Source organism: Pseudomonas sp. CAM1A (assembly GCF_047501685.1).
Classification (GTDB): domain Bacteria; phylum Pseudomonadota; class Gammaproteobacteria; order Pseudomonadales; family Pseudomonadaceae; genus Aquipseudomonas.
In genome coordinates this window covers 135,095-160,008 of sequence record NZ_JBFNXP010000001.1, presented here as the reverse complement: position 1 = coordinate 160,008, position 24,914 = coordinate 135,095, and the positions used below count along the sequence as shown (strand labels likewise).

The following is a 24,914-nucleotide window of genomic DNA, read 5'->3' as shown; positions in this document are numbered from 1 at the left end:
CTCCCACGCCTCAGTGAGAGCGGGCTTGCCCCGCGATGGTTTCAGATATCAGTCCAACAGCTGGCGCAGTACCTCGACGAACGCCACTGCGCTTTCCTCTTCTTGGCCGTGCCGCCCCTGGCGCACGACCCATTGGCCATTGACCATCACATCGCGCACCTGCCGATCGCCACCGGCGAACAGCCAGCGGTTGAGGATGGCATCGCCGTCGGCCACGGCCAGGTACGGATCCTGCCCATCGAGCACCAGCCAGTCCGCGCGCCTGCCCACGGCGAGCTCGCCGATCGGCTGCCCCAGCGCTTGTGCACCGCCTGCCAGCGCAGCGTCGTAGAGGGTGCGGCCGACCATCGGCTGGTCACCGCGATACAGCCGGTTGCGCCGTTGGTCGCGCAGACGCTGGCCGTATTCCAGCCAACGCAGCTCCTCGACCACGCTCAGTGACACATGGCTGTCCGAGCCGATACCCATTCGCCCGCCCTGGGCCAGGTAGTCCACCGCCGGGAAGATGCCGTCACCCAGGTTCGCCTCGGTGGTCAGGCACAGGCCTGCCACCGCGCCACTGCGGGCCATGGCGGCGACTTCGCCGGCTTCGGCATGGGTGGCATGGACCAGGCACCAGCGCTGATCGACATCGACATGCTCGTACAGCCATTGCAGCGGACGGCGGCCGCTCCAGGCCAGGCAGTCATCGACTTCCTTCTGTTGCTCGGCGATGTGGATATGGATTGGGCAGGACTTGTCGCTGGCACCGAGCACATCGGCGATCTGCCCCGGTGTAACGGCGCGCAGCGAGTGGAAGCACAGCCCCAGTGCCTGCGCCGGCTGTTGTGCCAGCAATGGTGCTAGCTGCTGTTGCAGGCGCAGGTATTGTTCGGTTGAGTTGATGAAGCGCCGTTGGCCGTCATTGGGTGCCTGGCCGCCGAACCCGGCGTGGCTGTAGAGCACCGGCAGCAAGGTCAGGCCGATGCCGCTGGCGGCGGCGGCGGCGCTGATGCGCCGTGACAGCTCGGCAGGGTCGGCATAGGCCTGGCCGTTCTGGTCATGGTGCACGTAATGGAACTCGGCCACCGAGGTGTAGCCGGCCTTGAGCATCTCGATGTACAGCTGGCGGGCGATGACCTGCAGCTGTTCCGGGGTGATCCGGCCGACCAGGCGGTACATCAGCTCGCGCCAGGTCCAGAAGCTGTCGTTGGGATTGCCGGCCACTTCCGCCAGCCCCGCCATGGCCCGCTGGAATGCGTGCGAGTGCAGGTTGGGCATGCCCGGCAGCAGCGGGCCACCCAGGTGCTCGGCGCCCTCGGCGTCGGCATCGGCCATGATCGCGGCCAGCCGACCGTCGGCGGCGACCTCCAGACGGACATTGCGGGCCCAGCCCGAAGGGAGCAGGGCGCGTTCGGCGAAGTAGGCGGGCATCGGTGAAATCCTGTTATTGTTAACTTGTATATACATATACAGCCGTTTGCCTGCCGGGTAAACTCCGGCAAGCTACCGTTCACTCCAACCGCACAAGGATTCAACGCCGTGCCGACACTTCCTGTCTCCGCGCTGGTTGCCCAGATGGGCGAAGGGCCGGCGCCGCTCTACGCCCGGGTGAAACAGATGATCATCCAGCAGATCGAGAGCGGCAGCTGGCCGCCTCATCACCGGGTGCCCTCGGAGAGCGAACTGGTCAGCGAGCTGGGCTTCAGCCGCATGACCATCAACCGCGCCCTGCGCGAACTGACCGCCGAAGGCCTGCTGGTACGCATGCAGGGCGTCGGCACCTTCGTCGCCGAACCCAAGAGCCGCTCGGCGCTGTTCGAGGTCAACAACATCGCCGACGAGATCGCCGGCCGTGGCCACCAGCATAGCTGCCAGGTGATAACCCTGGCCGAGGAGGCGGCCGGTTCCGAGCGCGCCCTGGCCCTGGACATGCGCGAAGGCCAGCGGGTGTTCCATTCGCTGATCGTGCATTACGAGAACGGCGTGCCGGTGCAGATCGAGGACCGTTACGTCAACGCCGCCATCGCCCCGGACTACCTCAATCAGGATTTCACCCGGCAAACGCCCTACGCCTACCTGTCGCAGGTTGCGCCGCTCACCGAAGGCGAGCACGTGGTCGAGGCCATCCTCGCCGAGCCTGAAGAATGCACGCTGCTGCAGATCGAGCGGGGCGAGCCGTGCCTGCTGATCCGCCGTCGCACCTGGTCGGGGCGCCAGCCGGTGACCGCCGCGCGCCTGATCCACCCCGGTTCCCGTCACCGTCTGGAAGGACGATTCAGCAAATGACTCAGTTGCAGCTGTTGCGCGCCCAGGATTACCCGCGCATGCCCTGGAAGAACGGTGGCGGTTTCACCGAAGAGATTACCCGCGACGCTGGCGACAGCCTGGACGGTTTCGGCTGGCGTCTGTCAATTGCCGATATCGAGGAGTCTGGTGGTTTTTCCAGCTTCACCGGGTACCAGCGGATCATCACCGTATTGCAGGGCGATGGCATGCGCCTGCTGGTCGATGGCCAGGCCAGCCGGCCGTTGCTGCCGTTCGACGCCTTCGCCTTCAGTGGCGAAAGCCAGGTCAGTTGCAAGCTGTTGGGCGGGGCGATTCGCGATTTCAACCTGATCTATGCGCCGCAGCGGTATCGGCCCAGGTTGCAGTGGTTTGATGGTTCGAATCGGTTGTTCAGCTCGGCTTCGACGCTGTTGCTGTTTGCCGCCAGCACTCATGTCGAGGCGGGGCTGGCTGGGGAGCAGACGCAGAAGCTTGGGCGGTATGACTGTCTGCGGATTGATGGCAATGAAGGGTTGCTGGAAGTGAATGTGCAGGGGAGGTTCTGCCTGATCGAGCTGATTTCACACTGATCTTTCATCGCTGAAAGGGGGCTGCTGTGCAGCCTATCGCTGGCTTGCCAGCGATGGGGTGCGCTGCGGCCCCTTTTTCGTTTTTCGTCCGAGGAATGGTCACTTTTTTTGGTTGCCTATGCTTGTACATACAAGTAAAGGTGTGTTTGTATAGTCACCACGACACACACATGCCGTCGGACGACCGCAGAGGACATCCCCGTGACTGACAACAACAAGTACCGTGACGTAGAAATCCGTGCCCCGCGTGGCAACAAGCTGACCGCCAAGAGCTGGCTCACCGAAGCCCCGCTGCGCATGCTGATGAACAACCTCGACCCGCAGGTCGCCGAAAACCCGAAAGAGCTGGTGGTGTACGGCGGCATCGGCCGCGCCGCGCGCAACTGGGAGTGCTACGACAAGATCGTCGAGACCCTGACCCGCCTGGAAGACGACGAAACCCTGCTGGTGCAGTCGGGCAAGCCGGTCGGCGTGTTCAAGACCCACAGCAACGCCCCGCGCGTGCTGATCGCCAACTCCAACCTGGTGCCGCACTGGGCCAACTGGGAACACTTCAACGAACTGGACGCCAAGGGCCTGGCCATGTACGGCCAGATGACCGCCGGCAGCTGGATCTACATCGGCAGCCAGGGCATCGTCCAGGGCACCTACGAAACCTTCGTCGAAGCCGGCCGCCAGCACTACAACGGCAGCCTCAAGGGCAAATGGGTACTGACCGCGGGCCTGGGTGGCATGGGCGGTGCCCAGCCACTGGCCGCGACCCTGGCCGGCGCTTGCTCGCTGAACATCGAGTGCCAGCAGAGCCGCATCGACTTCCGCCTCGAGACCCGCTACGTCGACGAGCAGGCCACTGACCTGGACGACGCCCTGGCGCGTATCGCCAAGTACACCGCCGAAGGCAAGGCCATCTCCATCGCCCTGCACGGCAACGCCGCTGAGATCCTGCCGGAGCTGGTCAAGCGCGGCGTACGCCCGGACATGGTCACCGACCAGACCAGCGCCCACGACCCGCTCAACGGCTACCTGCCGGCCGGCTGGACCTGGGAGCAGTACCGCGACCGCGCCCAGACCGACCCGGCTGCCGTGGTCAAGGCCGCCAAGCAATCGATGGCCGTGCATGTCAAAGCCATGCTCGACTTCCAGAAGCAGGGCATCCCGACCTTCGACTACGGCAACAACATCCGCCAGATGGCCAAGGAAGAAGGCGTGGCCAATGCCTTCGACTTCCCAGGCTTCGTCCCGGCCTACATCCGCCCGCTGTTCTGCCGCGGTGTCGGTCCGTTCCGCTGGGCCGCGCTGTCCGGTGATGCCGAGGACATCTACAAGACCGACGCCAAGGTCAAGGAACTGATCCCCGACGACGCCCACCTGCACCGCTGGCTGGACATGGCCCGCGAGCGCATCAGCTTCCAGGGCCTGCCGGCGCGCATCTGCTGGGTTGGCCTGGGCCTGCGCGCCAAGCTGGGCCTGGCGTTCAACGAGATGGTGCGCAGCGGCGAGCTGTCCGCACCCGTCGTCATCGGCCGTGACCACCTGGATTCGGGCTCGGTATCCAGCCCCAACCGTGAAACCGAAGCCATGCGCGACGGCTCCGACGCGGTCTCCGACTGGCCGCTGCTCAATGCCCTGCTCAACACCGCAGGCGGTGCCACCTGGGTTTCGCTGCACCATGGCGGTGGCGTGGGTATGGGCTTCTCGCAGCACTCGGGCATGGTCATCGTCTGCGACGGTACCGACGAGGCGGCCGCGCGCATCGCCCGCGTGCTGACCAACGACCCGGGGACCGGCGTGATGCGCCACGCCGACGCCGGCTACCAGATCGCCATCGACTGCGCCAAGGAGCAGGGCCTGGACCTGCCGATGATCACCGGCTGATCGCCGCGCTTTGGATCGCACCCTTCACGGGTGATACTGAACAACAAGAAGGGGCCCCGCGTGGCCCCATGCGATTGGAGTAGCGAAGTGACCGAATTGACCCTCAAGCCCGGCACCCTGACCCTGGCCCAGCTGCGCGCCATCCACGCCGCGCCCGTGCGCCTGCAGCTCGATGCCAGCGCCGCGCCCGCCATCGACGCCAGCGTCGCCTGCGTCGAGCAGATCATCGCCGAAGACCGTACCGCCTACGGCATCAACACCGGTTTCGGCCTGCTGGCCTCGACCCGCATCGCCAGCCACGACCTGGAAAACCTGCAGCGTTCGCTGGTGCTGTCCCACGCCGCCGGTATCGGCGCGCCGCTGGACGACGACCTGGTACGGCTGATCATGGTGCTCAAGATCAACAGCCTCAGCCGTGGCTTCTCCGGCATCCGCCGCAAAGTCATCGATGCGCTGATCGGCCTGGTCAACGCCGAAGTCTATCCACACATCCCGCTGAAAGGTTCGGTCGGCGCCTCCGGTGACCTGGCGCCGCTGGCGCATATGTCGCTGGTGCTGCTGGGCGAAGGCAAGGCCCGCTACAAGGGCCAGTGGTTGCCGGCCACCGAAGCCCTGGCTGTCGCCGGCCTGGAGCCGTTGACCCTGGCCGCGAAAGAGGGCCTGGCCCTGCTCAACGGCACCCAGGCCTCCACCGCCTACGCCCTGCGTGGCCTGTTCCAGGCCGAAGACCTGTACGCCGCGGCCATCGCCTGTGGCGGCCTGAGCGTCGAGGCGGCGCTGGGTTCGCGCTCGCCGTTCGATGCGCGTGTCCATGAAGTGCGCGGCCAGCGTGGCCAGATCGACACCGCCGCCTGCTTCCGCGACCTGCTGGGTGATTCCAGCGAAGTGTCGCTGTCGCACAAGAACTGCGACAAGGTTCAGGATCCGTACTCGCTGCGCTGCCAGCCGCAAGTCATGGGCGCCTGCCTGACCCAGATCCGCCAGGCCGCCGACGTGTTGGGCATCGAAGCCAACGCCGTGTCGGACAACCCGCTGGTGTTCGCCGCCGAGGGTGACGTGATCTCCGGTGGTAACTTCCACGCCGAGCCGGTGGCCATGGCTGCCGACAACCTGGCCCTGGCGATCGCCGAGATCGGCTCGCTGAGCGAGCGTCGCATCTCGCTGATGATGGACAAGCACATGTCCCAGCTGCCGCCGTTCCTGGTGGAAAACGGCGGGGTCAACTCCGGCTTCATGATCGCCCAGGTCACCGCCGCCGCGCTGGCCAGCGAGAACAAAGCGCTGTCGCACCCGCACAGCGTCGACAGCCTGCCGACTTCGGCCAACCAGGAAGACCATGTGTCGATGGCCCCGGCCGCCGGCAAGCGCCTGTGGGAAATGGCCGAGAACACCCGTGGCGTGCTGGCCATCGAATGGCTGGGTGCCTGCCAGGGCCTGGACCTGCGCAAGGGCCTGAAGACCTCCGCCAAGCTGGAGCAGGCGCGCCAGGCGCTGCGTCGCGAAGTGCCGCACTATGACCGCGACCGCTTCTTCTCGCCGGATATCGAGGCGGCTGCCGCGTTGCTGGCCAAAGGCACCCTGACCGGCCTGCTGCCGGTTGGTGTCCTGCCAAGCCTGTAATGCCGCTGGGGCCGCTGTGCGGCCCTTTCGCCGGCAAGCCGGCTCCCACAGAGGTGCAGCGCCACTTCCTGTGGGAGCCGGCTTGCCGGCGATGGGCTGTGCAACAGCCCCTTCTCGATTTCACGACCAGAACAACAATAAGGACGTGACATGCAACAAGCTCAAGGTCTCAAGCGCGGGCTGTCGGCCCGGCACATCCGTTTCATGGCGCTCGGTTCGGCAATCGGTACCGGGCTTTTCTACGGTTCGGCCTCGGCCATCCAGATGGCCGGCCCGGCCGTGCTGCTGGCCTACCTGATCGGCGGCGCCGCCGTGTTCATGGTCATGCGCGCCCTCGGCGAAATGGCCGTGCACAACCCGGTGGCCGGCTCCTTCGGCCACTACGCCAGCACCTACCTCGGCCCCATGGCCGGCTTCATCCTCGGCTGGACCTACGCCTTCGAGATGGTCATCGTCGCCATCGCCGACGTCACCGCCTTTGGTATCTACATGGGCTTCTGGTTCCCGGAGGTCGCCCGCTGGATCTGGGTGCTGGGCATCGTGTTCCTGATCGGCGGCCTGAACCTGTGCAACGTGCGGGTGTTCGGCGAGATGGAGTTCTGGCTGTCGCTGCTCAAGGTTGGCGCCATCGTTGCGATGATCCTCGCCGGCCTCGGCATCATGGCCTTCGGCTTCAGCCAGGTGGGCACCGGGCAGGCTGTCGGGGTGAGCAACCTGTTCGAGCACGGCGGCTTCATGCCCAATGGCATCAGTGGCCTGATCGCCTCGTTCGCGGTGGTGATGTTCGCCTTCGGCGGCATCGAGATCATCGGCGTCACCGCAGGTGAAGCGAAAGACCCTCAGCGTGTGATCCCAAAGGCGATCAACGCCGTGCCGCTGCGCATCCTGCTGTTCTACGTGCTCACCCTGTTCGTGCTGATGTGCCTGTACCCATGGCCGCAGATCGGCAGCCAGGGCAGCCCATTCGTGCAGATCTTCAGCAACCTGGGGATTGGCTCAGCCGCGGCCGTGCTCAATATCGTGGTGATCTCGGCGGCCATCTCGGCGATCAACAGCGACATTTTCGGTGCCGGGCGCATGATGTACGGCCTGGCCCAGCACGGCCAGGCACCGCGTGGCTTCGGCAAACTGTCGAAACACGGCGTACCGTGGATGACCGTGGTGGTGATGGGCGCGGCACTGCTGATCGGTGTGCTGCTCAACTACCTGATCCCGGAGAACGTGTTCCTGCTGATCGCTTCGATCGCCACCTTCGCCACCGTGTGGGTGTGGCTGATGATCCTGGTCACCCAGGTCGCCATGCGCCGCAGCATGAGCCGCGAGCAAGTCGCCCAGCTCAAGTTCCCGGTACCCTTCTGGCCCTATGGCCCGGCCTTGGCCATTGCCTTCATGGTGTTCATCTTTGGTGTGCTCGGCTACTTCCCCGACACCCAGGCGGCATTGCTCGTCGGCGTGGTCTGGGTGGTGTTCCTGGTGGCGTCCTACCTGCTGTGGTGCAAGCCACGCGCCGGTGGTGGCGAGCCGGTCCGGGAACCTGCCGAGCTGCACCGCTGAATTAGAAAGGAGATCCTGATGAGAACCCTCTGGCAGCACTGCCACGCCGCGACCATGACCGACGGCCGTTATTCGGTCATCGAGGACGCGGCGATCGTCACCAGCGCGGGCCTGATCGAGTGGATCGGCCCCCGCGCTGACGTGCCGCCGGTCGCGGCCGACCGCGTCGTCGACCTGGGCGGCGCCTGGGTCACCCCCGGGCTGATCGACTGCCATACCCATGCGGTGTTCGGCGGTAACCGCAGCGGCGAGTTCGAGCAGCGCCTGCAGGGCGTCAGCTATGCCGAGATCGCCGCCCAGGGCGGCGGTATCGCCAGCACCGTGCGGGCGACCCGCGCGGCCAGCGAGGACGCGCTGTTTGTTAGTGCCCGCCAGCGGGTTCAGGCGCTGATGCGCGATGGCGTGACCACCATAGAGATCAAGTCGGGCTATGGCCTGGACCTCGAGAGCGAGCGCAAGATGTTGCGCGTGGCTCGGCGCCTGGGCGAGGAGCTGCCGGTGACCGTGCGCAGCACCTGCCTGGCTGCCCATGCCCTGCCGCCGGAGTACGTTGGCCGGGCCGACGACTACATCGCCCACATCTGCGATGAAATGCTCCCGGCGCTGTCCGCCGAGGGCTTGGTGGATGCGGTGGATGCCTTCTGCGAACACCTGGCGTTTTCTCCCGCCCAGGTCGAGCGGCTGTTCATCAAGGCCCGTGAGCTCGGCCTGCCGGTCAAGCTGCATGCCGAGCAGCTGTCGTCACTGCACGGTTCCAGCCTGGCAGCGCGCTACCAGGCATTGTCGGCCGATCATCTGGAGTTCATGACCGAGGAAGACGCCATAGCCATGGCGCAGTCCGGCACCGTCGCGGTGCTGCTGCCGGGGGCGTTCTACTTCCTGCGCGAAACCCAGCTGCCGCCGATGGATGCCTTGCGCCGGCACGGCGTGAAGATCGCCCTGGCCAGCGACCTCAACCCCGGCACCTCGCCGGGGCTGTCGCTGCGCCTGATGCTGAACATGGGCTGCACCTGTTTCCGCATGACCCCCGAGGAAGCCCTGGCCGGCGTCACCGTGCACGCCGCCACGGCGTTGGGCCTGGACACCAGCCATGGCTCTCTGGAAGTGGGCAAGGTTGCCGACTTCATCGCCTGGCAGATCGAACGCCCGGCCGACCTCAGCTACTGGCTCGGCGGCGACCTGCCCAAGCGCGTGGTGCGCCTGGGCCATGAAATATCCAACTGAGCGAGGGCACATGGACAAGGTATTGAGTTTTCACCAGGGCCGCCTGCCGTTGCTGATCAGCATGCCCCATGCCGGGCTCGGCCTCACCGACGCCGTGCGCGACGGCTTGGTCGACCAGGCCCGCAGCCTGCCGGACACCGACTGGCATATCCCACGCCTGTATGACTTCGCTCGTGACCTGGGCGCCAGCGTGGTGGCGGCGGAGTACTCGCGGTTCGTCATCGACCTGAACCGGCCGGATGACGACAAGCCGCTGTACGTGGGTGCCACCACTGGCCTTTACCCGGCGATCTTGTTCGACGGTAAGCCGCTGTTCAAGGACGGCCAGGCACCGACTGCCGACGAACGGGCAACGTACCTGGAGGGGATCTGGCGGCCCTACCACGACACGATTCGTCGTGAACTGGACCGTCTGCGCGACGAGTTCGGCTATGCGTTGTTGTGGGATGCCCACTCGATCCGTTCGCTGATCCCGCACCTGTTCGATGGCAAGCTGCCGGATTTCAACCTCGGCACCTTCAATGGCGCCAGCTGCGACCCGCAACTGGCCGAACGGTTGCAGGGCGTGTGCGGCGGATTCGCCGGTTACACCCATGTGCTCAACGGTCGCTTCAAAGGCGGGCACATCACTCGCCATTATGGCGATCCGGCCAACCACATCCATGCGGTGCAACTGGAGCTGGCCCAGAGCACCTACATGGAAGAGATCGAGCCCTTCAGTTACCGTGAAGACTTGGCAAAACCGACACAGCAAGTGTTGCAGCAGCTTTTGCAGACGTCGTTAGATTGGGGCGTAGTCCGTTACGGGCGGTGAAACTGGCCGCTAAAACAGCGACGCGGAGCAAGCCTTCGCGTCGTCGGCGGATATGGATCAATTGTTAGTGATCTGCAAGAGGGTCAGTTCGCGCAGCAGTTCCTGCTCTTCCTGGTCCTTGTCCCACTGCAGCTCTTGCTGCAGTTTCAGTTCTTCCTCAAGCGCGCTGTCCTGATTGGCCAGCTCCAGCACCCGAAGGCGGAAGCGCGCCTCTATTTCGGCGAAACGCTCGGCATGCTCTGCGCGCAGACGAGTGGTCCAGTCGCTGTTTGCCAGCATGTAGTCGACCAAAGCATCGCTCAGTTCACTTTTGCGCACCGACTCCAGAACGCTGGACAGCTCATCCCGAGCCAGATTGGCGGCGCCTCTGAAGCGCATGCTGTCAGCAATCGGCAGGTCCAGTTCCCTGGAAAGTTCGCGGCGGTAGGCCAGACGCACCGAAACCATATCGCCAGGGCCGGATCGCTGGTTTGCCAGCTTGTCCAGCTGTTCAATCCGGAACAGTTGCAACAGGCGTCGGCTCAGCGTTTGCAAGGTATCACCCGCCTCGATCAGCAGATGCCGCGCCATCAGGTACAACTCGATGTTGTTGAACTCCTGCAGCGCACCATCGTGGCAGGTCTGCGCGCCGGTTTCCGGGTCAGGCAATGCCGCTGCGGCAATGCTCTCCATGGTCGGCCGCTCGGTTGCGTTGCTGGCGGCCACCACCAGCATCATGCGCACTCGCTCGCAGAAGCTGGCTCGGGTGTTCGGGTCGACATAGGGCGCGGCATTGTGCAAGCGGCCCACCAGGCGCAACAGGTTGCTGCCTTCAAGCGTTGCCCAGCAGTCCTGTAATGCCTCGTTCTGTGCCTCGCTGCCCAACATCCAGTCTTCCAGCCTCGGTGTGTCGTCACCCAGCAAGGGGAAATGCGGGTGATCGAACGATCCTTCGCTCGATGTCTCGACGAACATCAGGTTCTCCGGGATGTCCAGAGCGAAGGAAAAACTGTGCTGGCTATCAGAGAATGCGCGTGCACGCAGAATGGTTTCCACTGGCAATGGGTTGTCGAACAAGGCGATCGACGAGATCGGCATGGGATTGTTCAGGTTTGCCAGGATGTGCTCGGGTAGCTGGGTGATGCTGTTCGAACTCAGATCCAGCAACTCCAACGGCAGCAGGCTGTCGCACCAGCTTGGCCAGGCCTGCAGGTTCATATTGGTCAACGCCAGCGACTGCAGGTTGCTGGCGAGCCGTGCGGGCACTTGGTTGACGATGCCCAGACGATTGCCTGACAGGTCCAGCGAGGTCAGGTGCTCCGATACCGCAAAGGCTTCCAGCATGGCCTGGTCGACTTCCAGGCCCATGTTGCGAAACTCCAGGTAGTTGAGTCGGGGTAGGCGCGCCAGTGCGGATGCCAGCGATGACGTGGCGGCCTGGTGTTCATCGATGGTCAGTCGGGTGACATTGGCAAAGCGGCTGAGCAGCTCATCAAGCTGCGCGGTGCTGCCGCGCAAGCGTGTCAGCGTCATTGCATTCACGTGCGCGTAGAAAAACGCGGGAAGCCGTCGGGGGAAGTTTTCGATGGCCACGTCTTCGAGTTGCAGGTGCAGGTATTCCAGGCCTTGCTCCTGCCGTTCCCAGAACTGGGTCAGGGCCGCAGCGATACGCTGCCGGTCCGCCAGTGCGGCTTGGGTCAGCGGGTTGTTTGAGCTGGAGGCCTGTGCCCAGCCGTCGATCGCGTCGCGCATCTGTTGCCGTTCATTGCGAATGCGGGCAAGCCGCTCGCTCAGGTCGGCAGGCAGATCCACGCTGATGCTGGCTGTCTCGGCCTGCTCATTGAGCAGCAGGCGTTGCAGGTGGGTCGGGTTGAGGCTGTTGCCCTCAAGCGCGATGACGGGTGGGGTCGGCAGGGTATCAGCCTCGTTGAGCAAGAACGCAGGCAGCGATCTGAGGTTGTTGTTGCGCATGGACAAATGGCTGATCCGTCCCAAGGCATCGGCGCCAATGCCGAGGGGCCATTGCGCCAGTTGCATTTGGTCCAGGCCCAGGTAGTCCAGGGAAAACTCATGGAAGCTTGGGCTATTGTTTTGTGACAAGCGGTTGCCGCTCAGGTCCAGGTACCTCAGTTGGGTAAGCCCTGCCAGCAGGTTCACATCGCTTTCGGACAACGCAATGTTCTGGTTGGTCATTACCAGCCTGCGCAGCATGGGCAAGTGTCCGGTGATGGTGGGAGTGCTGAACAGGAACGAGGAGGGCGTCGCCGTTGGCTGATAAGGCCGACTGATTTCCAGTGATTCGATATTTGGCATCTGCCTGAGCAGACGTTGCAGCAGGCGCTCGTTTTGCGCCCAGCCTGCCAAAGTGCCTGCAGGCAGGTCGACCAGGCTCAGGTGGCGCACGCGCGTATTGAAGAAATCGGGCAAAGTCAGCGGAATGTCGGCCAAGGGGACCTGGGCAAATCGTAACGGAGCCTGATGCTGGTTGCTTTCATCCAGAGCGGTGTCATACCAATACTGCATGACCGCCTCGCGCAAGCGCTCATAAGCCTGTGCCGCCTGGTCCGTTGCCGGCGAAATGGCTTCGCTCCAGTCGTCCAGCCTGCTTTGCAATTCAGAGCGTTGCTCCAGCAGTGCCTGCAGCTGTTCGAGTACCTGCTGCTGGGTACGGCCGTGGCTGGCAAGCACCAATAGCACCTCATCTGGCGTGCGCCCGGTACGTGCAACCAGCCCTGTTGCCCCGACTGCTTCGAGAAGGTGCTGGCGAGTCACGCCTTGTCCGGTCGCGCTGTTGCCACTCAGTGGATAACCCAGGTGGCCATCGGCAAGGCGCATGGGCGAACGGTAGCCGGGGCGCACGGGGCGCATGCCCAGCAGCGTGCGCAAGTGTGAGCGCGATAGCAGCGGGCTATGCTGCAGCAGGCGCTGCAGCGCTTGTTGATCGACGACCTGCAGTTGCGTCATGGCCCTTGGCAGTGCTTTGTACAAGGCGCCATACAGGCTTGGGTGGGGGGGGATGGCGGCGCCCGTCGGGGCTTCTTCATGGACGATGTAGCCGGCCTCAGCGTGGGTGATGGTTGGACAAGAACGAGCATCCTGCGGCCCTATGCCATGCTCACCCGCCGGCCAGGAGGTGCGCTGGAGTAGCCGCAGTCTGGTCCCGACGGGCCAGCCGGGCAGTCGCTCGAGCGCATGCATGATCAGACGGTCACTGTCCCAGTTGCGCACGCAGGTCAAGTAGAGCCCTTCATAGGTGCGTGCAAGGCGCACCTGTTGCTGGTAGACGCGAATTTCCTCGCCAAGGCGCAGGGGGATCTTGCCGGTTCCGAGTACCTGCAGTTCACTGGGGCTGGCGTTGCGAACCAACTCAGTGGTGACTGCCCCCGGCAGTTGCGGGTACAGCCGCTGGATGGCTGTGGCAACTGCTGGTGGGGTGTGCGCAAGGTTGGCGTAGGCCCTGGAAAACTTGGCAGGGTGGGTGGTGGCGTCGGGCAGCTGACGTATCGCCTGGTCCAGCTTGAAGCGTTGCAACGTGTCTTCCAGCAGGGCTGGCAAGCGCTGGTTCTCTGCCAGGGCTCGGCGCAGTGTGTCTTCCTCTGTACCGCTGACGGCGAGTATCCGCTGCAGTGTCAGCTCGTCAAAATCCGCACTCAGGTGGCCGATACGGCGCAGCAACCTGATGCCCGACCAGCTCAGCGGCTTATCCATCGCGTGCAGCCAGGCTCCGGCGCCGTTGTGCCGAAGCGGTGGGCGGTAACGGCGCGGGTTCAGCGGGTGTCGCAGACGGTATGCACCGCTGGTTGATGCCGGTTCGACGATGTATTGCTTGCCCTCCAGTGCCAACCAGCGTTTGCCCTGATGGTGCCGCAGGCCGAGCTCATCCGGTGCCAGATGGTCTGGCAGTACCTCGGTGCTCTGGTAGGGGGTGAGGTCGGGTTTCCACAGGCGGGTCTGTCCGTCGGGKGTTTCGACGTCTTCCAGTTCTTCGATGAAGGAGGGTGTTTCCACAGCAATACGCCGGCCTTCAGGCTCTTCCTCGTCCGGCTCTTCCACCCATGGTGGGTTCGCGTCTGTGCCTGTCTCGCCGTCACCTCTGCGTCTACCTCTGGCAACCTTGGCCGCCGCGCTGAGGGCGGCCATGATCGCTACGTTTTCGATCACGTCCACCAGGTACCCGTAGGCTATATCGCGCTCGTCGTTCTCCCAGGCCTCGATGCCCTCGTACACTTCATGGGCCAGCTGGGTCACGCACACGGCGAGCATCAGTTCTCCCAGCCCCGGCACGAAGAACCCGGCGATGTTCAGGCCCATCAGGAGGCGGCCGGCAATCAGCTCCCGGTGGGCCTGGGCACTGCGTCGGTCGACGATTTCGGTTGGCGTGGCGTGGAACAGCACATCCTGCTCATGGCGCCGGGCTTTCTGGAAGGCCATGACGCCCTGGAACGCGTAGCGCAAAGGCTGGAGGACCGGGTACAGGCTGGCATGTGGGGCCGGAACACGTTCATGCAGGCCGCGGATGCTCCAACCGAGGGGCGTGAGCCGGTCCTTGAGGCGGACGTTTATCGACGCCTTGTCCCGGTCGGCAAGGTGTTTGTCCAGGTAGCCTGGGTTGGCCTGGAGCCTGGCCGTCAACCCGCTTTTCAATGCTGTCAGGTTGGCGAACTCCTGCAGAGGCGTTGCAGTGTCCTCAGGGATGTAAAGTGCCAGGATCTGATGGTCTTCGGCTTGCAGGGTGATCAGCACGACGCCGGTCAGCTCGGCTTGCCACAATTCGAGCAGGCTGAACCTCACGGCGGCGTCGCCCGCCGGTAGCTGATCGAGTGGCGCGGCAAGGGCGGCCTGGTACAGCGCTTCGCCGATATCGCCTTTGAGACGGGCGTAGTGCAGCGATTGTCTGAACGCCGACACCTCAGCCTGGCCCAAGGTCTGGTAGATCTGCAGTGCCACTTCGTCAGCGCTCAGTTCGGCGCTGGCTGCCGGGTAATAGATGGCGTGCAGTCGCGTATGGTAGGTGCCGCCGATATCCAGGGTGCGGCACAGATCGGCGAAGTCTTCGGCCGCGATGTCCAGGGTATTGGTGAGCGGCACGGTACCCATGAAGCGCCGGTGATCCAGGATGACCGACTTCTTCAGCGGTGCCGCTGGTGCGTCCATGCCATGTTCGCCGGCGGCACCCGCGTCGAAGTTGTGCAGGGCGCAGTGCAGCAGTGAGCGGGTCGCCCGGTTGACGGCCAGGCGGCTGTCACCGGTGCTGGTTTCGATCAGGCGGGCATCGACCAGGTAACTGCTGCGCACATCCAGGTCGACCCCGAAGCGCTGCTTGATAGCCTCGCTCAGTACGTTGACGGCGTAGCTTTCCAGGTCGGGTAACGGCTCGAACAGCTTCTGCACCTGGGCTTGGTGTTCACGATGGCGGGCATGTTCATCCTGCCAGGCCTTGGCGATGTCCGGCTGTTGCTGGATCGCCATCGCCAGCCAGGACGGGGCCTGGCGCCAGTTGCGCAATGCGCGATGGGTTGCTGGCGGTGCGTGCCTGAGCCAGGCGGGGAGCTTGCGTTCGATCGTGGAGTAATGAACACCAGGTAGAGCAGTGACTGCGGTTGGCATGGTCGGGCCCTTGCTTGATAGGAGGCAGGGGACTGTCGCCGGTCAGTCTGGCTGGGGAGGGGTAGTTATGTGTGCCCTTCGAACAGGCATGGCAGCGTAGACGGTGCTCAAAGCGCAATTCAGGTTTATGATGGCCCACGGCCGAACCAAACCTCACACGGAGTGCGCGATGCAGACCCTCTACCCGCAGATCAAACCCTACGCCCGGCACGATCTGGCCGTGGAAGCGCCGCATGTGCTGTATGTCGATGAGAGCGGCTCGCCGGAAGGTCTGCCCGTGGTGTTCATCCACGGTGGTCCGGGCGCGGGCTGCGATGCCCAGAGCCGTTGCTACTTCGACCCCAACCTGTACCGCATCATTACATTCGACCAACGCGGCTGTGGTCGCTCCACGCCCCATGCGAGCCTGGAGAACAACACCACCTGGCACCTGGTCGAGGACCTGGAGCGCATCCGCGAGCATCTCGGCATCGACAAGTGGGTGCTGTTTGGCGGTTCCTGGGGTTCCACCCTGGCCCTGGCCTACGCCCAGAAACACCCCGAACGCGTGCATGGTCTGATCCTGCGCGGCATCTTCCTGTGCCGCCCGCAGGAGATCCACTGGTTCTACCAGGAAGGCGCCAGCCGCCTGTTCCCCGATTACTGGCAGGACTACATCGCACCGATTCCGCCGGAAGAGCGTGGCGACCTGGTCAAGGCCTTCCACAAGCGCCTGACCGGCAACGACCAGATCGCCCAGATGCATGCCGCCAAGGCCTGGTCCACCTGGGAGGGCCGCACCGCGACCCTGCGCCCCAACCCGCTGGTGGTCGATCGCTTCTCTGAGCCGCAGCGTGCCCTGTCGATCGCCCGCATCGAGTGCCACTATTTCACCAACAACGCCTTCCTCGAGCAGGATCAGCTGATCCGCGACATGCCGAAGATCGCCCATCTGCCGGCGGTGATCGTGCATGGCCGCTACGACGTGATCTGCCCGCTGGACAATGCCTGGGAACTGCATCAGGCCTGGCCGAACAGTGAGTTGAAGGTGATCCGCGACGCCGGCCACGCCGCCTCCGAGCCCGGCATCACCGATGCCCTGGTGCGCGCCGCCGACCAGATGGCCCGGCGCCTTCTCGACTTGCCCCTGGAAGAAGCATGAAGGGGCTGATCCAGCGCGTGCGCGGCGCCCGGGTGGAGGTAGCGGGGGAAGTCGTCGGCGCCATCGACCAGGGGTTGCTGGCGCTGGTGGCGGTCGAGCCTGAAGATTCGCCCGAGCACGCCGACAAGCTGTTGCACAAGCTGCTGAATTATCGGGTGTTCAGCGACGAGCAGGGCAAGATGAACCGCTCGCTCAAGGATGTCGGCGGCGGCCTGCTGCTGGTGTCGCAGTTCACCCTGGCCGCCGACACCCGCAACGGCATGCGCCCGAGCTTCTCGACGGCTGCGCCGCCGGCCCTTGGCGCTGAGCTTTTCGACTATCTTTTGAGCCAGGCACAAGATCAGCACCCGCAGGTGGCCAGTGGTCGCTTCGGCGCTGACATGCAGGTGCATCTGGTCAATGATGGCCCAGTAACATTTATGTTACAAATATGAGGTCAAAAAACCCTTTGTTTGGCGAAAACAAGGGGTTTTGTACGATAAATAGTTTGTTCAGCCTGATGCGTTGTAACGCGACCTGCTGGATAATCGCGCGCTGCATGAACCTGCGTTCGCAGGTTCGTTTCACTTTGACTCGAGCATTGTCAGGATCCGTTTGGGGAATCATTACGCCCTCACGGGGTCCGAACAGTGCTCGCCAACCCGGCATTTGTCGCTGGCCGTTGGTTTCATGATCTGTTTTCGGCGAGGATTGCTCGTGATTGTAAGCCCCTGTATTGCACCTAGAATCCCCGGTACCCGGCTGCGCAAGGCCCTGTTGGCCGGCGTGGCGCTGGTCGGCCTGATGAGCGCGGGCCAGCTGTGGGCATTCAATCTGGACGATGTTGCAGCCAAGGCAAAGGATCTGGCCGGTCAGAAGTTCGAGGCACCGAAGAGCAACCTGCCACCGGTGTTCCGCGACATGAAGTACGCCGACTACCAGAAGATCCGCTTCCTGCAGGAAAAGGCCGAGTGGGCCAAGGACAAGACGCCGTTCAAGCTGTCCTTCTACCATCAGGGCATGCATTTCGACACGCCGGTGACCATCAACGAGATCACCGCCAACAAGGTCAAGGAAATCAAGTACGACCCGAGCCGCTTCGAGTTCGGTGACGTGCCCCATGACGCCGACGCGACCAAGAACCTCGGCTATGCCGGCTTCCGCGTGCTCTACCCGATCAACAAGGCCGACAAGCAGGACGAGATAATGACTCTGCTTGGCGCCAGCTATTTCCGCGTGGTCGGCAAGGGCCACCGCTATGGCCTGTCGGCGCGTGGCCTGGCCATCGACACCGCGCTGCCGTCCGGCGAGGAATTCCCGCGTTTCCGCGAATTCTGGATCGAGAAACCCAAGCCGAACGACAAGCACCTGGTGATCTACGCGCTGCTCGACTCGCCGCGCTCCACCGGTGCCTACAAGCTGACCCTGCGCCCGGGCGAGGACACCCTGGTCGATGTCAAGTCGCGGGTCTACCTGCGTGAAAACGTCAGCCGCCTGGGCATCGCCCCGCTGACCAGCATGTACCTGTTCGGCCCCAATCAACCGTCGAAGGTCATGAACTACCGCCCGGCCCTGCATGATTCCGAAGGCCTGGCCATCCATGCCGCCAATGGCGAGTGGCTGTGGCGTCCGCTGAACAACCCGAAACACCTGGCCGTGAGCAACTTCAGCGTCGAGAACCCGCGTGGTTTCGGCCTGCTGCAGCGTCAGCGCGCCTTCAGCGACTATGAAGACCTCGACGACGAGTACGAAAAGCGTCCGAGTGCCTGGATCGAGCCGAAGGGTGACTGGGGCAAGGGTACCGTCGACCTGGTCGAGATTCCGACCGCCGACGAGACCAACGACAACATCGTGGCGTTCTGGAGCCCGGAAAAGCTGCCTGAGCCAGGCAAAGCGTTCGAATACGATTACCGCCTGCGCTGGACCATCAAGGAAGACCAGCTGCATTCGCAGGAGCTGGGCTGGGTCAAGCAGACCCTGCGCTCCGCTGGTGACGTCAAGCAGTCCAACCTGATCCGTCAGACCGACGGCAGTATTGCCCTGCTGGTCGATTTCGTTGGCCCGAACCTTGCGGCATTGCCGGCTGATACCGCTGTGCGCAGCCAAGTCAGCGTCGGCGACAACGCCGAAGTTGTCGAGAACAACCTGCGTTACAACCCGGAAACCAAAGGCTGGCGCCTGACCCTGCGGCTGAAGGTGCAGGATCCGAAGAAGTCTACCGAGATGCGTGCCGCGCTGCTGCGCGACGTACCGGTCGAGCCGCCCAAGCCTGCCAAGGAAACCAAGCAGGACAAGGCCAAGCACGCCCACGCCAAGGCCGAGAAAGCCAAGGCGGAAAAAGCTGCCGAGCAACCTGCCGCCGATGCGGCATCCACCAACGGGACCCCGGCCACCACCGAGAAAGTGCTGACCGAGACCTGGAGCTATCAGTTGCCTGCCGATGAGTAACTCAAGCGCAAGGCCGGAATCGCTTGGCGAATACCTGGCCCACCTCCCTCTGAGCGATGAGCAGCGCGCGGAACTCGCCCGTTGCACATCGTTCAGCGAGCTGCACCAACGCCTGGCGGCCAACCCGGCCGCCGCTACCACCGAGGCCGTCCAGGCTTCGGTGGGGGCCCGTCTTACCGTGGGCAGCGCCGCCGAACTGGAAGAGGCCGAGATGCTCGGCGTCGATGGCAGCGGTCGCTTGTGCCTGAAAATTGCCCCACCGATCAAACGCACCAAGGTCGTGCCCGAGCCGTGGCGCACCAACGTGCTGATCCGCATGTGGCGGCGCATGACCGGGCGCACCAACGCCCCGCAGCCGCCCAAGCGCGAGCTGCCGCCGGCGCGCTGGCGCACGGTCGGCTCGATCCGCCGCTATATCCTGCTCACCCTGATGATCGGCCAGACCATCGTCGCCGGCTGGTACATGAAAGGCATCCTGCCGTACCAGGGCTGGTCGTTCGTCGACCTCGACGAAGTCATCCACCAGCCGCTGTGGGACACCGTGGTGCAGGTGTGGCCGTATGCGCTGCAGACGTCCATCCTGATCCTCTTCGGCATCCTGTTCTGCTGGGTATCGGCGGGCTTCTGGACTGCGCTGATGGGCTTCCTCGAGCTGCTCACCGGGCGTGACAAATACAAGATTTCCGGCAGCAGCGCCGGTAACGAGCCGATACCTGCCGAGGCGCGTACCGCGTTGGTGATGCCGATCTGCAACGAAGACGTGCCACGGGTGTTCGCCGGCCTGCGTGCGACCTTCGAGTCGGTGGCCGCCAGCGGCAACCTCGATCGTTTCGACTTCTTCGTGCTCAGCGATACCAACGACACCGATATCGCCGTGGCCGAGCAACAGGCCTGGCTGGACGTGTGTCGCGAGACCAAAGGCTTCGGCCGCATCTTCTACCGCCGCCGCCGGCGCCGGGTGAAACGCAAGAGCGGCAACCTCGACGACTTCTGCCGTCGCTGGGGCGGCGATTACAAGTACATGGTCGTGCTCGACGCCGACAGCGTCATGAGCGGCGAGTGCCTGAGCAGCCTGGTGCGCCTGATGGAGGCCAACCCGGACGCCGGCATCATCCAGACCGGGCCGAAAGCCTCGGGCATGGACACCCTGTATGCGCGCATGCAGCAGTTCGCCACCCGCGTGTACGGCCCGCTGTTCACCGCCGGCCTGCACTTCTGGCAGCTGGGCGAGTCGCACTACTGGGGCCACAACGCGATCATCCGCATGAAGCCGTTCATCGAGCACTGCGCCCTGGCGCCGTTGCCGGGCAAGGGCGCGTTTGCCGGTGCGATCCTCTCCCACGACTTCGTCGAAGCCGCGTTGATGCGCCGGGCCGGCTGGGGCGTGTGGATCGCCTACGACCTGCCGGGCAGCTACGAAGAGCTGCCGCCGAACCTGCTCGACGAGCTCAAGCGCGACCGTCGCTGGTGCCACGGCAACCTGATGAACTTCCGCCTGTTCCTGGTCAAGGGCATGCACCCGGTGCACCGCGCGGTGTTCCTTACCGGGGTGATGTCGTACCTGTCGGCGCCGTTGTGGTTCCTGTTCCTGGTACTGTCGACCGCGCTGCTGGCGACCAATACGCTGATGGAGCCGCAGTACTTCATCGAGCCGTTCCAGCTCTACCCGCTGTGGCCGCAGTGGCACCCCGAGAAGGCCATCGCGCTGTTCTCCACCACCATCGTGCTGCTGTTCCTGCCCAAGCTGCTCAGCGTCATCCTGATCTGGGCCAAGGGCGCCACCGAGTTTGGCGGGCGCATCAAGGTCACCTTGTCGATGCTGATGGAGATGCTGTTCTCCATGCTGCTGGCGCCGGTGCGGATGATCTTCCACACCCGTTTCGTACTGGCTGCGTTCCTCGGCTGGGCCGCGACCTGGAATTCGCCGCAGCGTGACGACGACTCCACCCCGTGGAGCGAAGCGGTGCGCCGCCATGGTCCGCAGACCCTGCTGGGCATCGCCTGGGCCGGGCTCGTGGCCTGGTTGAACCCGAGCTTCCTGTGGTGGCTGGCGCCGATCGTCGGCTCGCTGGTGCTGTCGATCCCAGTCTCGGTGATCTCCAGCCGCACCCGCCTGGGCCTGGCGGCCAAGGACGAGAAGCTGTTCCTCATCCCCGAGGAATACGCAACGCCGCAGGAACTGCTGGCCACCGACCAGTACACCCACGAGAACCGCTGGCACGCCCTGCACGACGGTTTCGTCCGTGCCGTGGTCGACCCGCGTCAGAACGCCCTGGCCTGCGCCATGGCCACCGCGCGTCATGGCCAGGCGGCACCGATCGAGGCACTGCGCACCGAGCGGGTGGCCAAGGCACTGGAAGTGGGCCCGCAGGGCCTGGACCTGAACACCCGCCTGGCGCTGCTCAGCGACCCGGTGGCGCTGTCGCGCCTGCACGAGCAGGTATGGGCCGGGCACAACACCGCGTGGATCGATGTATGGCGCGCCTCCATCGCCAACGATCCGCACTCGCCGTTGCTGCCGCTGCATCCGGAGAACGTGGCCCAGCCAGCCTTGGCCGGCGCCTGACCCTTCCTTGGGGCCGCTTCGCGGCCCTTTCGCCGGCAAGCCGGCTCCCACAGGTGCAACACTATCCTTGTGGGAGCCGGCTTGCCGGCGATACAAGGGCAAAGCCCTCGTTCTTCGCCATCTTTTGGCCAACAAAGTCCCCACCGGCTCTAGGTCCCGGCCTTCGCATGCGTTAGCATCCGTCCCGACATTACGCATCGGTCTGTAGGACCGTGCTTACAAGAAAAATCTGCGTACTTCTTGCTAGGGGACTTGGTGATGATGAAGAAATACCTGTCGCGACTGCTGGTAGGTGCGACCGCCCTGATCGCGGTGACCGCCGCCCAGGCCGGCGCCATCGATGACGCGGTCAAGCGCGGCACCTTGCGTGTGGGCATGGACCCGACCTACATGCCGTTTGAAATGACCAACAAACGCGGCGAGATCATCGGCTTCGAAGTCGACATCCTCAAAGCCATGGCCAAGTCCATGGGCGTCAAGCTGGAGACCGTCTCCACCGCTTATGACGGCATCATTCCCGCCTTGCTGACCGACAAGTTCGACTTCATCGGCAGCGGCATGACCCTCACCCAGGAACGCAACCTGCGCCTGAACTTCAGCGAACCGTTCATCGTCGTCGGGCAGACCCTGCTCATCCGCAAGGAGTTGGTAGGCGAGATCAAGTCGTACAAGGACCTGAACAACGAGAAGTACCGTATCACCTCCAAGCTGGGCACCACGGGTGAGATGGTTTCCAAGAAGTTGATCGGCAAGGCCAAGTACCACGGCTACGACAACGAGCAGGAAGCGGTAATGGACGTGGTCAACGGCAAGGCCGACGCCTTCGTCTACGATGCACCGTACAACGTGGTGGCGGTGGAGAAGGCCGGCGCTGGCAAGCTGGCGTTCCTTGAGGAGCCTTTCACCTACGAGCCTCTGGCGTTCGGCCTGAAGAAAGGCGACTACGACAGCATCAACTTCATCAACAACTTCCTGCACCAGATCAAGCATGACGGGACTTACGATCGTATCCACGACAAGTGGTTCAAGAACAAGGACTGGCTGAAGGAAATGGAATAAGGCCCGGGTCAAAACCCAAGCGCTGACCTCGACGCGCAGGCAAGCCCTGCGCGTTCGCATTTACGGAAGTACCCCACGTGATCAAACATAAGAAAGCACAGTGGCCCTGGCATGGGCTGACCGCGCTGGTCCTGGTGGGCCTGGCGATCAGCTTGTATCTGGCCACCTCGATGATTTCCTACGAGTGGCGCTGGAACCGCGTTCCGCAATACTTCGCCTACAAGGCCGAGGAAACACAGCGTGCCGCCAACCCTGGCACGGTCGAGGAAATCGTGGTGTCCGGCGACAACGCCCGGGTCACCCTGAAGGATGAGAGCGGCGACACCCAGGTCGTCGAAGTGGCCAAGGACAGCATGCTGCTGGCCCGTGGCGACGACGTCGCCGAGGGCGATGCCATCGGCGTCACCCGCCACTGGGCCGCCGGCCCCCTGGCCTGGGGCCTGTGGACCACGCTGTGGATCTCGGTGATATCCGGCGCCCTGGGCTTGGTGATCGGCCTGTTCGCCGGGCTGTGCCGGCTGTCGAGCAACCCCACCCTGCGTGACCTGTCCACGGTGTATGTCGAGCTGGTGCGCGGCACGCCGCTGCTGGTGCAGATCTTCATCTTCTACTTCTTCATCGGCACCGTGCTCAACCTGTCCCGTGAGTTCGCCGGGGTGGCGGCGCTGGCCCTGTTCACCGGCGCCTACGTCGCCGAGATCGTCCGCGCCGGGGTGCAGTCGATCGCCAAGGGCCAGAACGAGGCGGCACGCTCGCTGGGCCTGAACGGTGCGCAGTCCATGCGCCATGTGATCCTGCCCCAGGCCTTCAAGCGGGTGCTGCCACCGCTGGCCGGGCAGTTCATCAGCCTGGTCAAGGACACCTCGCTGGTGTCGGTGATCGCCATCACCGAGTTGACCAAGAGCGGCCGCGAGGCCATCACCACCTCGTTCTCGACCTTCGAGATCTGGTTCTGCGTGGCGGGCCTGTACCTGCTGATCAACCTGCCGCTGTCGCATATCGCCAGCCGGCTCGAGCGGAGGCTTGCGCAAAGTGATTGAAGTCCGTGACCTGCTGAAAGTCTTCGACACCCGCGGCCAGGTGGTGCGTGCGGTGGACAACGTCACCACTCAAGTCGCCAAGGGCGAAGTGGTGGTAGTGCTGGGCCCGTCCGGCTCGGGCAAGTCCACCTTCCTGCGTTGCCTGAACGGCCTGGAGCATTTCGACCAGGGCCATGTGTCCATCAACGGCCTGCAACTGGACGACCCGAAGACCGACATCAACGCCTACCGCCGTGAAGTCGGCATGGTGTTCCAGCACTTCAACCTTTTTCCGCACATGACCGTGCTGGAAAACCTGTGCCTGGCGCAGAAGGTTGTACGCAAACGCAACAAGGCCGATCGCGAAGCCAAGGCCCGGGCGTTGCTGGAAAAGGTCGGTATCGCGCAGAAGGCCAACGAGTATCCGTCGCGTCTCTCTGGCGGCCAGCAGCAGCGGGTGGCCATTGCCCGCGCCCTGGCGATGGAGCCGAAGGTGATGCTGTTCGACGAACCGACCTCGGCGCTTGACCCGGAAATGGTCGGTGAAGTGCTGGATGTGATGAAGACCCTCGCACAGGAAGGCATGACCATGGTCTGCGTGACGCACGAGATGGGCTTTGCCCGGGAAGTGGCGGATCGGGTTTTGTTCTTTGACCACGGCAAATTGTTGGAAGACTCGCCGCCGCAGCAGTTCTTTGCTGCGCCGAAGGACCTGCGTGCGCAGGCGTTCTTGCGGCAAGTTTTGTGAGGGTGCTCAGGCCTGCGTAATTCGTGGGTGCAATGTATATGATCAAACTGTTCAGGCCTCTCGTTATCTATTGGCGAGAGGCCTGGCTGTCGAAATACCTCTAGTCTCCAATCAAATAACGCTCTCTCTTGATCTTGATCTTGATGTTGCTTCTAAGTGCGCGATAGTTCAGGCGACACAAATTGCGACTTCAGGAGGCCGAACGGAGGGCTTGCGCAGGGAGGTGACGGGCATGGATGCCCGTCAAGCGCCGATCAGGCCATGGATGGCCCGTCGGCGCGTCCTCCCGGAGCGAGCCCGGAGAGAGGGGACCCCGGAGCGAAGCGTAGGGGCCGGATGAACGGAGCCGAACGGTTTTGCCTCCTTTTCCCAAGAGAAAAGGAGGTCGCCGTAAAGGCGAAAAGGTGACTGTGCGTCGACATGGCGAATGAATGCGCATATAAC

Annotated in this window: 16 protein-coding genes; 14 read left to right on the top strand and 2 right to left on the bottom strand. The window is 63.9% G+C overall.

Annotation, left to right across the window (positions count from 1 at the left end; all coding sequences use genetic code 11):
* Nucleotides 1-48: 48 nt before the first annotated feature.
* Nucleotides 49-1,413 carry a formimidoylglutamate deiminase gene (locus tag ABZO33_RS00695; protein ID WP_414534460.1) on the bottom strand — a complete coding sequence of 455 codons (1,365 nt, stop codon included), beginning with the start codon at nt 1,411-1,413 and terminating at the stop codon, nt 49-51.
* Between the two features lie 144 nt (nt 1,414-1,557).
* Between ABZO33_RS00695 and hutC the strand changes: the two genes are divergently transcribed.
* The 7 genes from hutC to hutG all read left to right on the top strand — a co-directional run bounded on the left by hutC (nt 1,558) and on the right by hutG (nt 9,924).
* A complete protein-coding gene (gene hutC / locus ABZO33_RS00690; protein WP_414534879.1) occupies nt 1,558-2,268 on the top strand; it encodes a histidine utilization repressor in 711 nt (236 codons plus the stop codon).
* Nucleotides 2,265-2,837 carry a HutD family protein gene (locus ABZO33_RS00685; RefSeq protein WP_414534459.1) on the top strand — a complete coding sequence of 191 codons (573 nt, stop codon included), beginning with the start codon at nt 2,265-2,267 and terminating at the stop codon, nt 2,835-2,837. Before hutC ends, ABZO33_RS00685 begins: the two co-directional genes overlap by 4 nt.
* Nucleotides 2,838-3,038: 201 nt before the next feature.
* A complete protein-coding gene (gene hutU, locus ABZO33_RS00680) occupies nt 3,039-4,712 on the top strand; it encodes a urocanate hydratase (protein WP_414534458.1) in 1,674 nt (557 codons plus the stop codon).
* An 87-nt stretch (nt 4,713-4,799) separates the two neighbouring features.
* On the top strand, nt 4,800-6,332 hold the full coding sequence (gene hutH, locus ABZO33_RS00675; protein ID WP_414534457.1) for a histidine ammonia-lyase: 1,533 nt from the start codon (nt 4,800-4,802) through the stop codon (nt 6,330-6,332).
* Nucleotides 6,333-6,482: 150 nt separating this feature from the next.
* Nucleotides 6,483-7,886, top strand: a complete 1,404-nt coding sequence (locus ABZO33_RS00670; RefSeq protein WP_414534456.1) for an amino acid permease — start codon at nt 6,483-6,485, stop codon at nt 7,884-7,886.
* Nucleotides 7,887-7,904: 18 nt separating this feature from the next.
* Entirely contained in the window at nt 7,905-9,110 is a 1,206-nt protein-coding gene (hutI, locus tag ABZO33_RS00665; RefSeq protein ID WP_414534455.1) for an imidazolonepropionase, read from the top strand.
* A 10-nt stretch (nt 9,111-9,120) separates the two neighbouring features.
* Complete coding sequence (hutG, locus tag ABZO33_RS00660; protein ID WP_414534454.1) at nt 9,121-9,924, top strand: N-formylglutamate deformylase; 804 nt, start codon at nt 9,121-9,123, stop codon at nt 9,922-9,924.
* Between the two features lie 57 nt (nt 9,925-9,981).
* On the opposite strand, the gene ABZO33_RS00655 is transcribed toward hutG, so the two are convergent.
* Nucleotides 9,982-15,510, bottom strand: a complete 5,529-nt coding sequence (locus ABZO33_RS00655) for a dermonecrotic toxin domain-containing protein (RefSeq protein ID WP_414534453.1) — start codon at nt 15,508-15,510, stop codon at nt 9,982-9,984.
* A 169-nt stretch (nt 15,511-15,679) separates the two neighbouring features.
* On the opposite strand from ABZO33_RS00655, the gene pip reads away from it, so the two are divergent.
* The 7 genes from pip to ABZO33_RS00620 all read left to right on the top strand — a co-directional run bounded on the left by pip (nt 15,680) and on the right by ABZO33_RS00620 (nt 24,470).
* Entirely contained in the window at nt 15,680-16,651 is a 972-nt protein-coding gene (gene pip / locus ABZO33_RS00650; protein ID WP_414534452.1) for a prolyl aminopeptidase, read from the top strand.
* Nucleotides 16,648-17,085, top strand: a complete 438-nt coding sequence (gene dtd, locus ABZO33_RS00645; RefSeq protein ID WP_414534451.1) for a D-aminoacyl-tRNA deacylase — start codon at nt 16,648-16,650, stop codon at nt 17,083-17,085. Before pip ends, dtd begins: the two co-directional genes overlap by 4 nt.
* A gap of 262 nt (nt 17,086-17,347) precedes the next feature.
* On the top strand, nt 17,348-19,078 hold the full coding sequence (locus ABZO33_RS00640) for a glucan biosynthesis protein G (protein ID WP_414534450.1): 1,731 nt from the start codon (nt 17,348-17,350) through the stop codon (nt 19,076-19,078).
* The gene (gene mdoH / locus ABZO33_RS00635; protein ID WP_414534449.1) at nt 19,071-21,644 is read left to right on the top strand and encodes a glucans biosynthesis glucosyltransferase MdoH; all 2,574 of its coding nucleotides are present in this window, start codon (nt 19,071-19,073) and stop codon (nt 21,642-21,644) included. The genes ABZO33_RS00640 and mdoH overlap by 8 nt, the downstream gene beginning before the upstream one ends.
* Nucleotides 21,645-21,905: 261 nt before the next feature.
* Complete coding sequence (locus ABZO33_RS00630) at nt 21,906-22,703, top strand: transporter substrate-binding domain-containing protein (RefSeq protein ID WP_044488904.1); 798 nt, start codon at nt 21,906-21,908, stop codon at nt 22,701-22,703.
* A 77-nt stretch (nt 22,704-22,780) separates the two neighbouring features.
* Entirely contained in the window at nt 22,781-23,743 is a 963-nt protein-coding gene (locus ABZO33_RS00625) for an amino acid ABC transporter permease (RefSeq protein WP_046853904.1), read from the top strand.
* A complete protein-coding gene (locus ABZO33_RS00620) occupies nt 23,736-24,470 on the top strand; it encodes an amino acid ABC transporter ATP-binding protein (protein ID WP_414534878.1) in 735 nt (244 codons plus the stop codon). The genes ABZO33_RS00625 and ABZO33_RS00620 overlap by 8 nt, the downstream gene beginning before the upstream one ends.
* Nucleotides 24,471-24,914 lie beyond the last annotated feature (444 nt).

Bases quoted from the DNA above. Each gene is read 5' to 3' on its own strand.
- mdoH (WP_414534449.1), top strand. From the start codon at position 19,071: ATGAGTAACTCAAGCGCAAGGCCGGAATCGCTTGGCGAATACCTGGCC.
- dtd (WP_414534451.1), top strand. From the start codon at position 16,648: ATGAAGGGGCTGATCCAGCGCGTGCGCGGCGCCCGGGTGGAGGTAGCG.
- hutG (WP_414534454.1), top strand. From the start codon at position 9,121: ATGGACAAGGTATTGAGTTTTCACCAGGGCCGCCTGCCGTTGCTGATC.
- ABZO33_RS00670 (WP_414534456.1), top strand. From the start codon at position 6,483: ATGCAACAAGCTCAAGGTCTCAAGCGCGGGCTGTCGGCCCGGCACATC.
- hutI (WP_414534455.1), top strand. From the start codon at position 7,905: ATGAGAACCCTCTGGCAGCACTGCCACGCCGCGACCATGACCGACGGC.
- pip (WP_414534452.1), top strand. From the start codon at position 15,680: ATGCAGACCCTCTACCCGCAGATCAAACCCTACGCCCGGCACGATCTG.
- hutC (WP_414534879.1), top strand. From the start codon at position 1,558: ATGGGCGAAGGGCCGGCGCCGCTCTACGCCCGGGTGAAACAGATGATC.
- ABZO33_RS00695 (WP_414534460.1), bottom strand. From the start codon at position 1,413: ATGCCCGCCTACTTCGCCGAACGCGCCCTGCTCCCTTCGGGCTGGGCC.
- ABZO33_RS00685 (WP_414534459.1), top strand. From the start codon at position 2,265: ATGACTCAGTTGCAGCTGTTGCGCGCCCAGGATTACCCGCGCATGCCC.
- ABZO33_RS00630 (WP_044488904.1), top strand. From the start codon at position 21,906: ATGAAGAAATACCTGTCGCGACTGCTGGTAGGTGCGACCGCCCTGATC.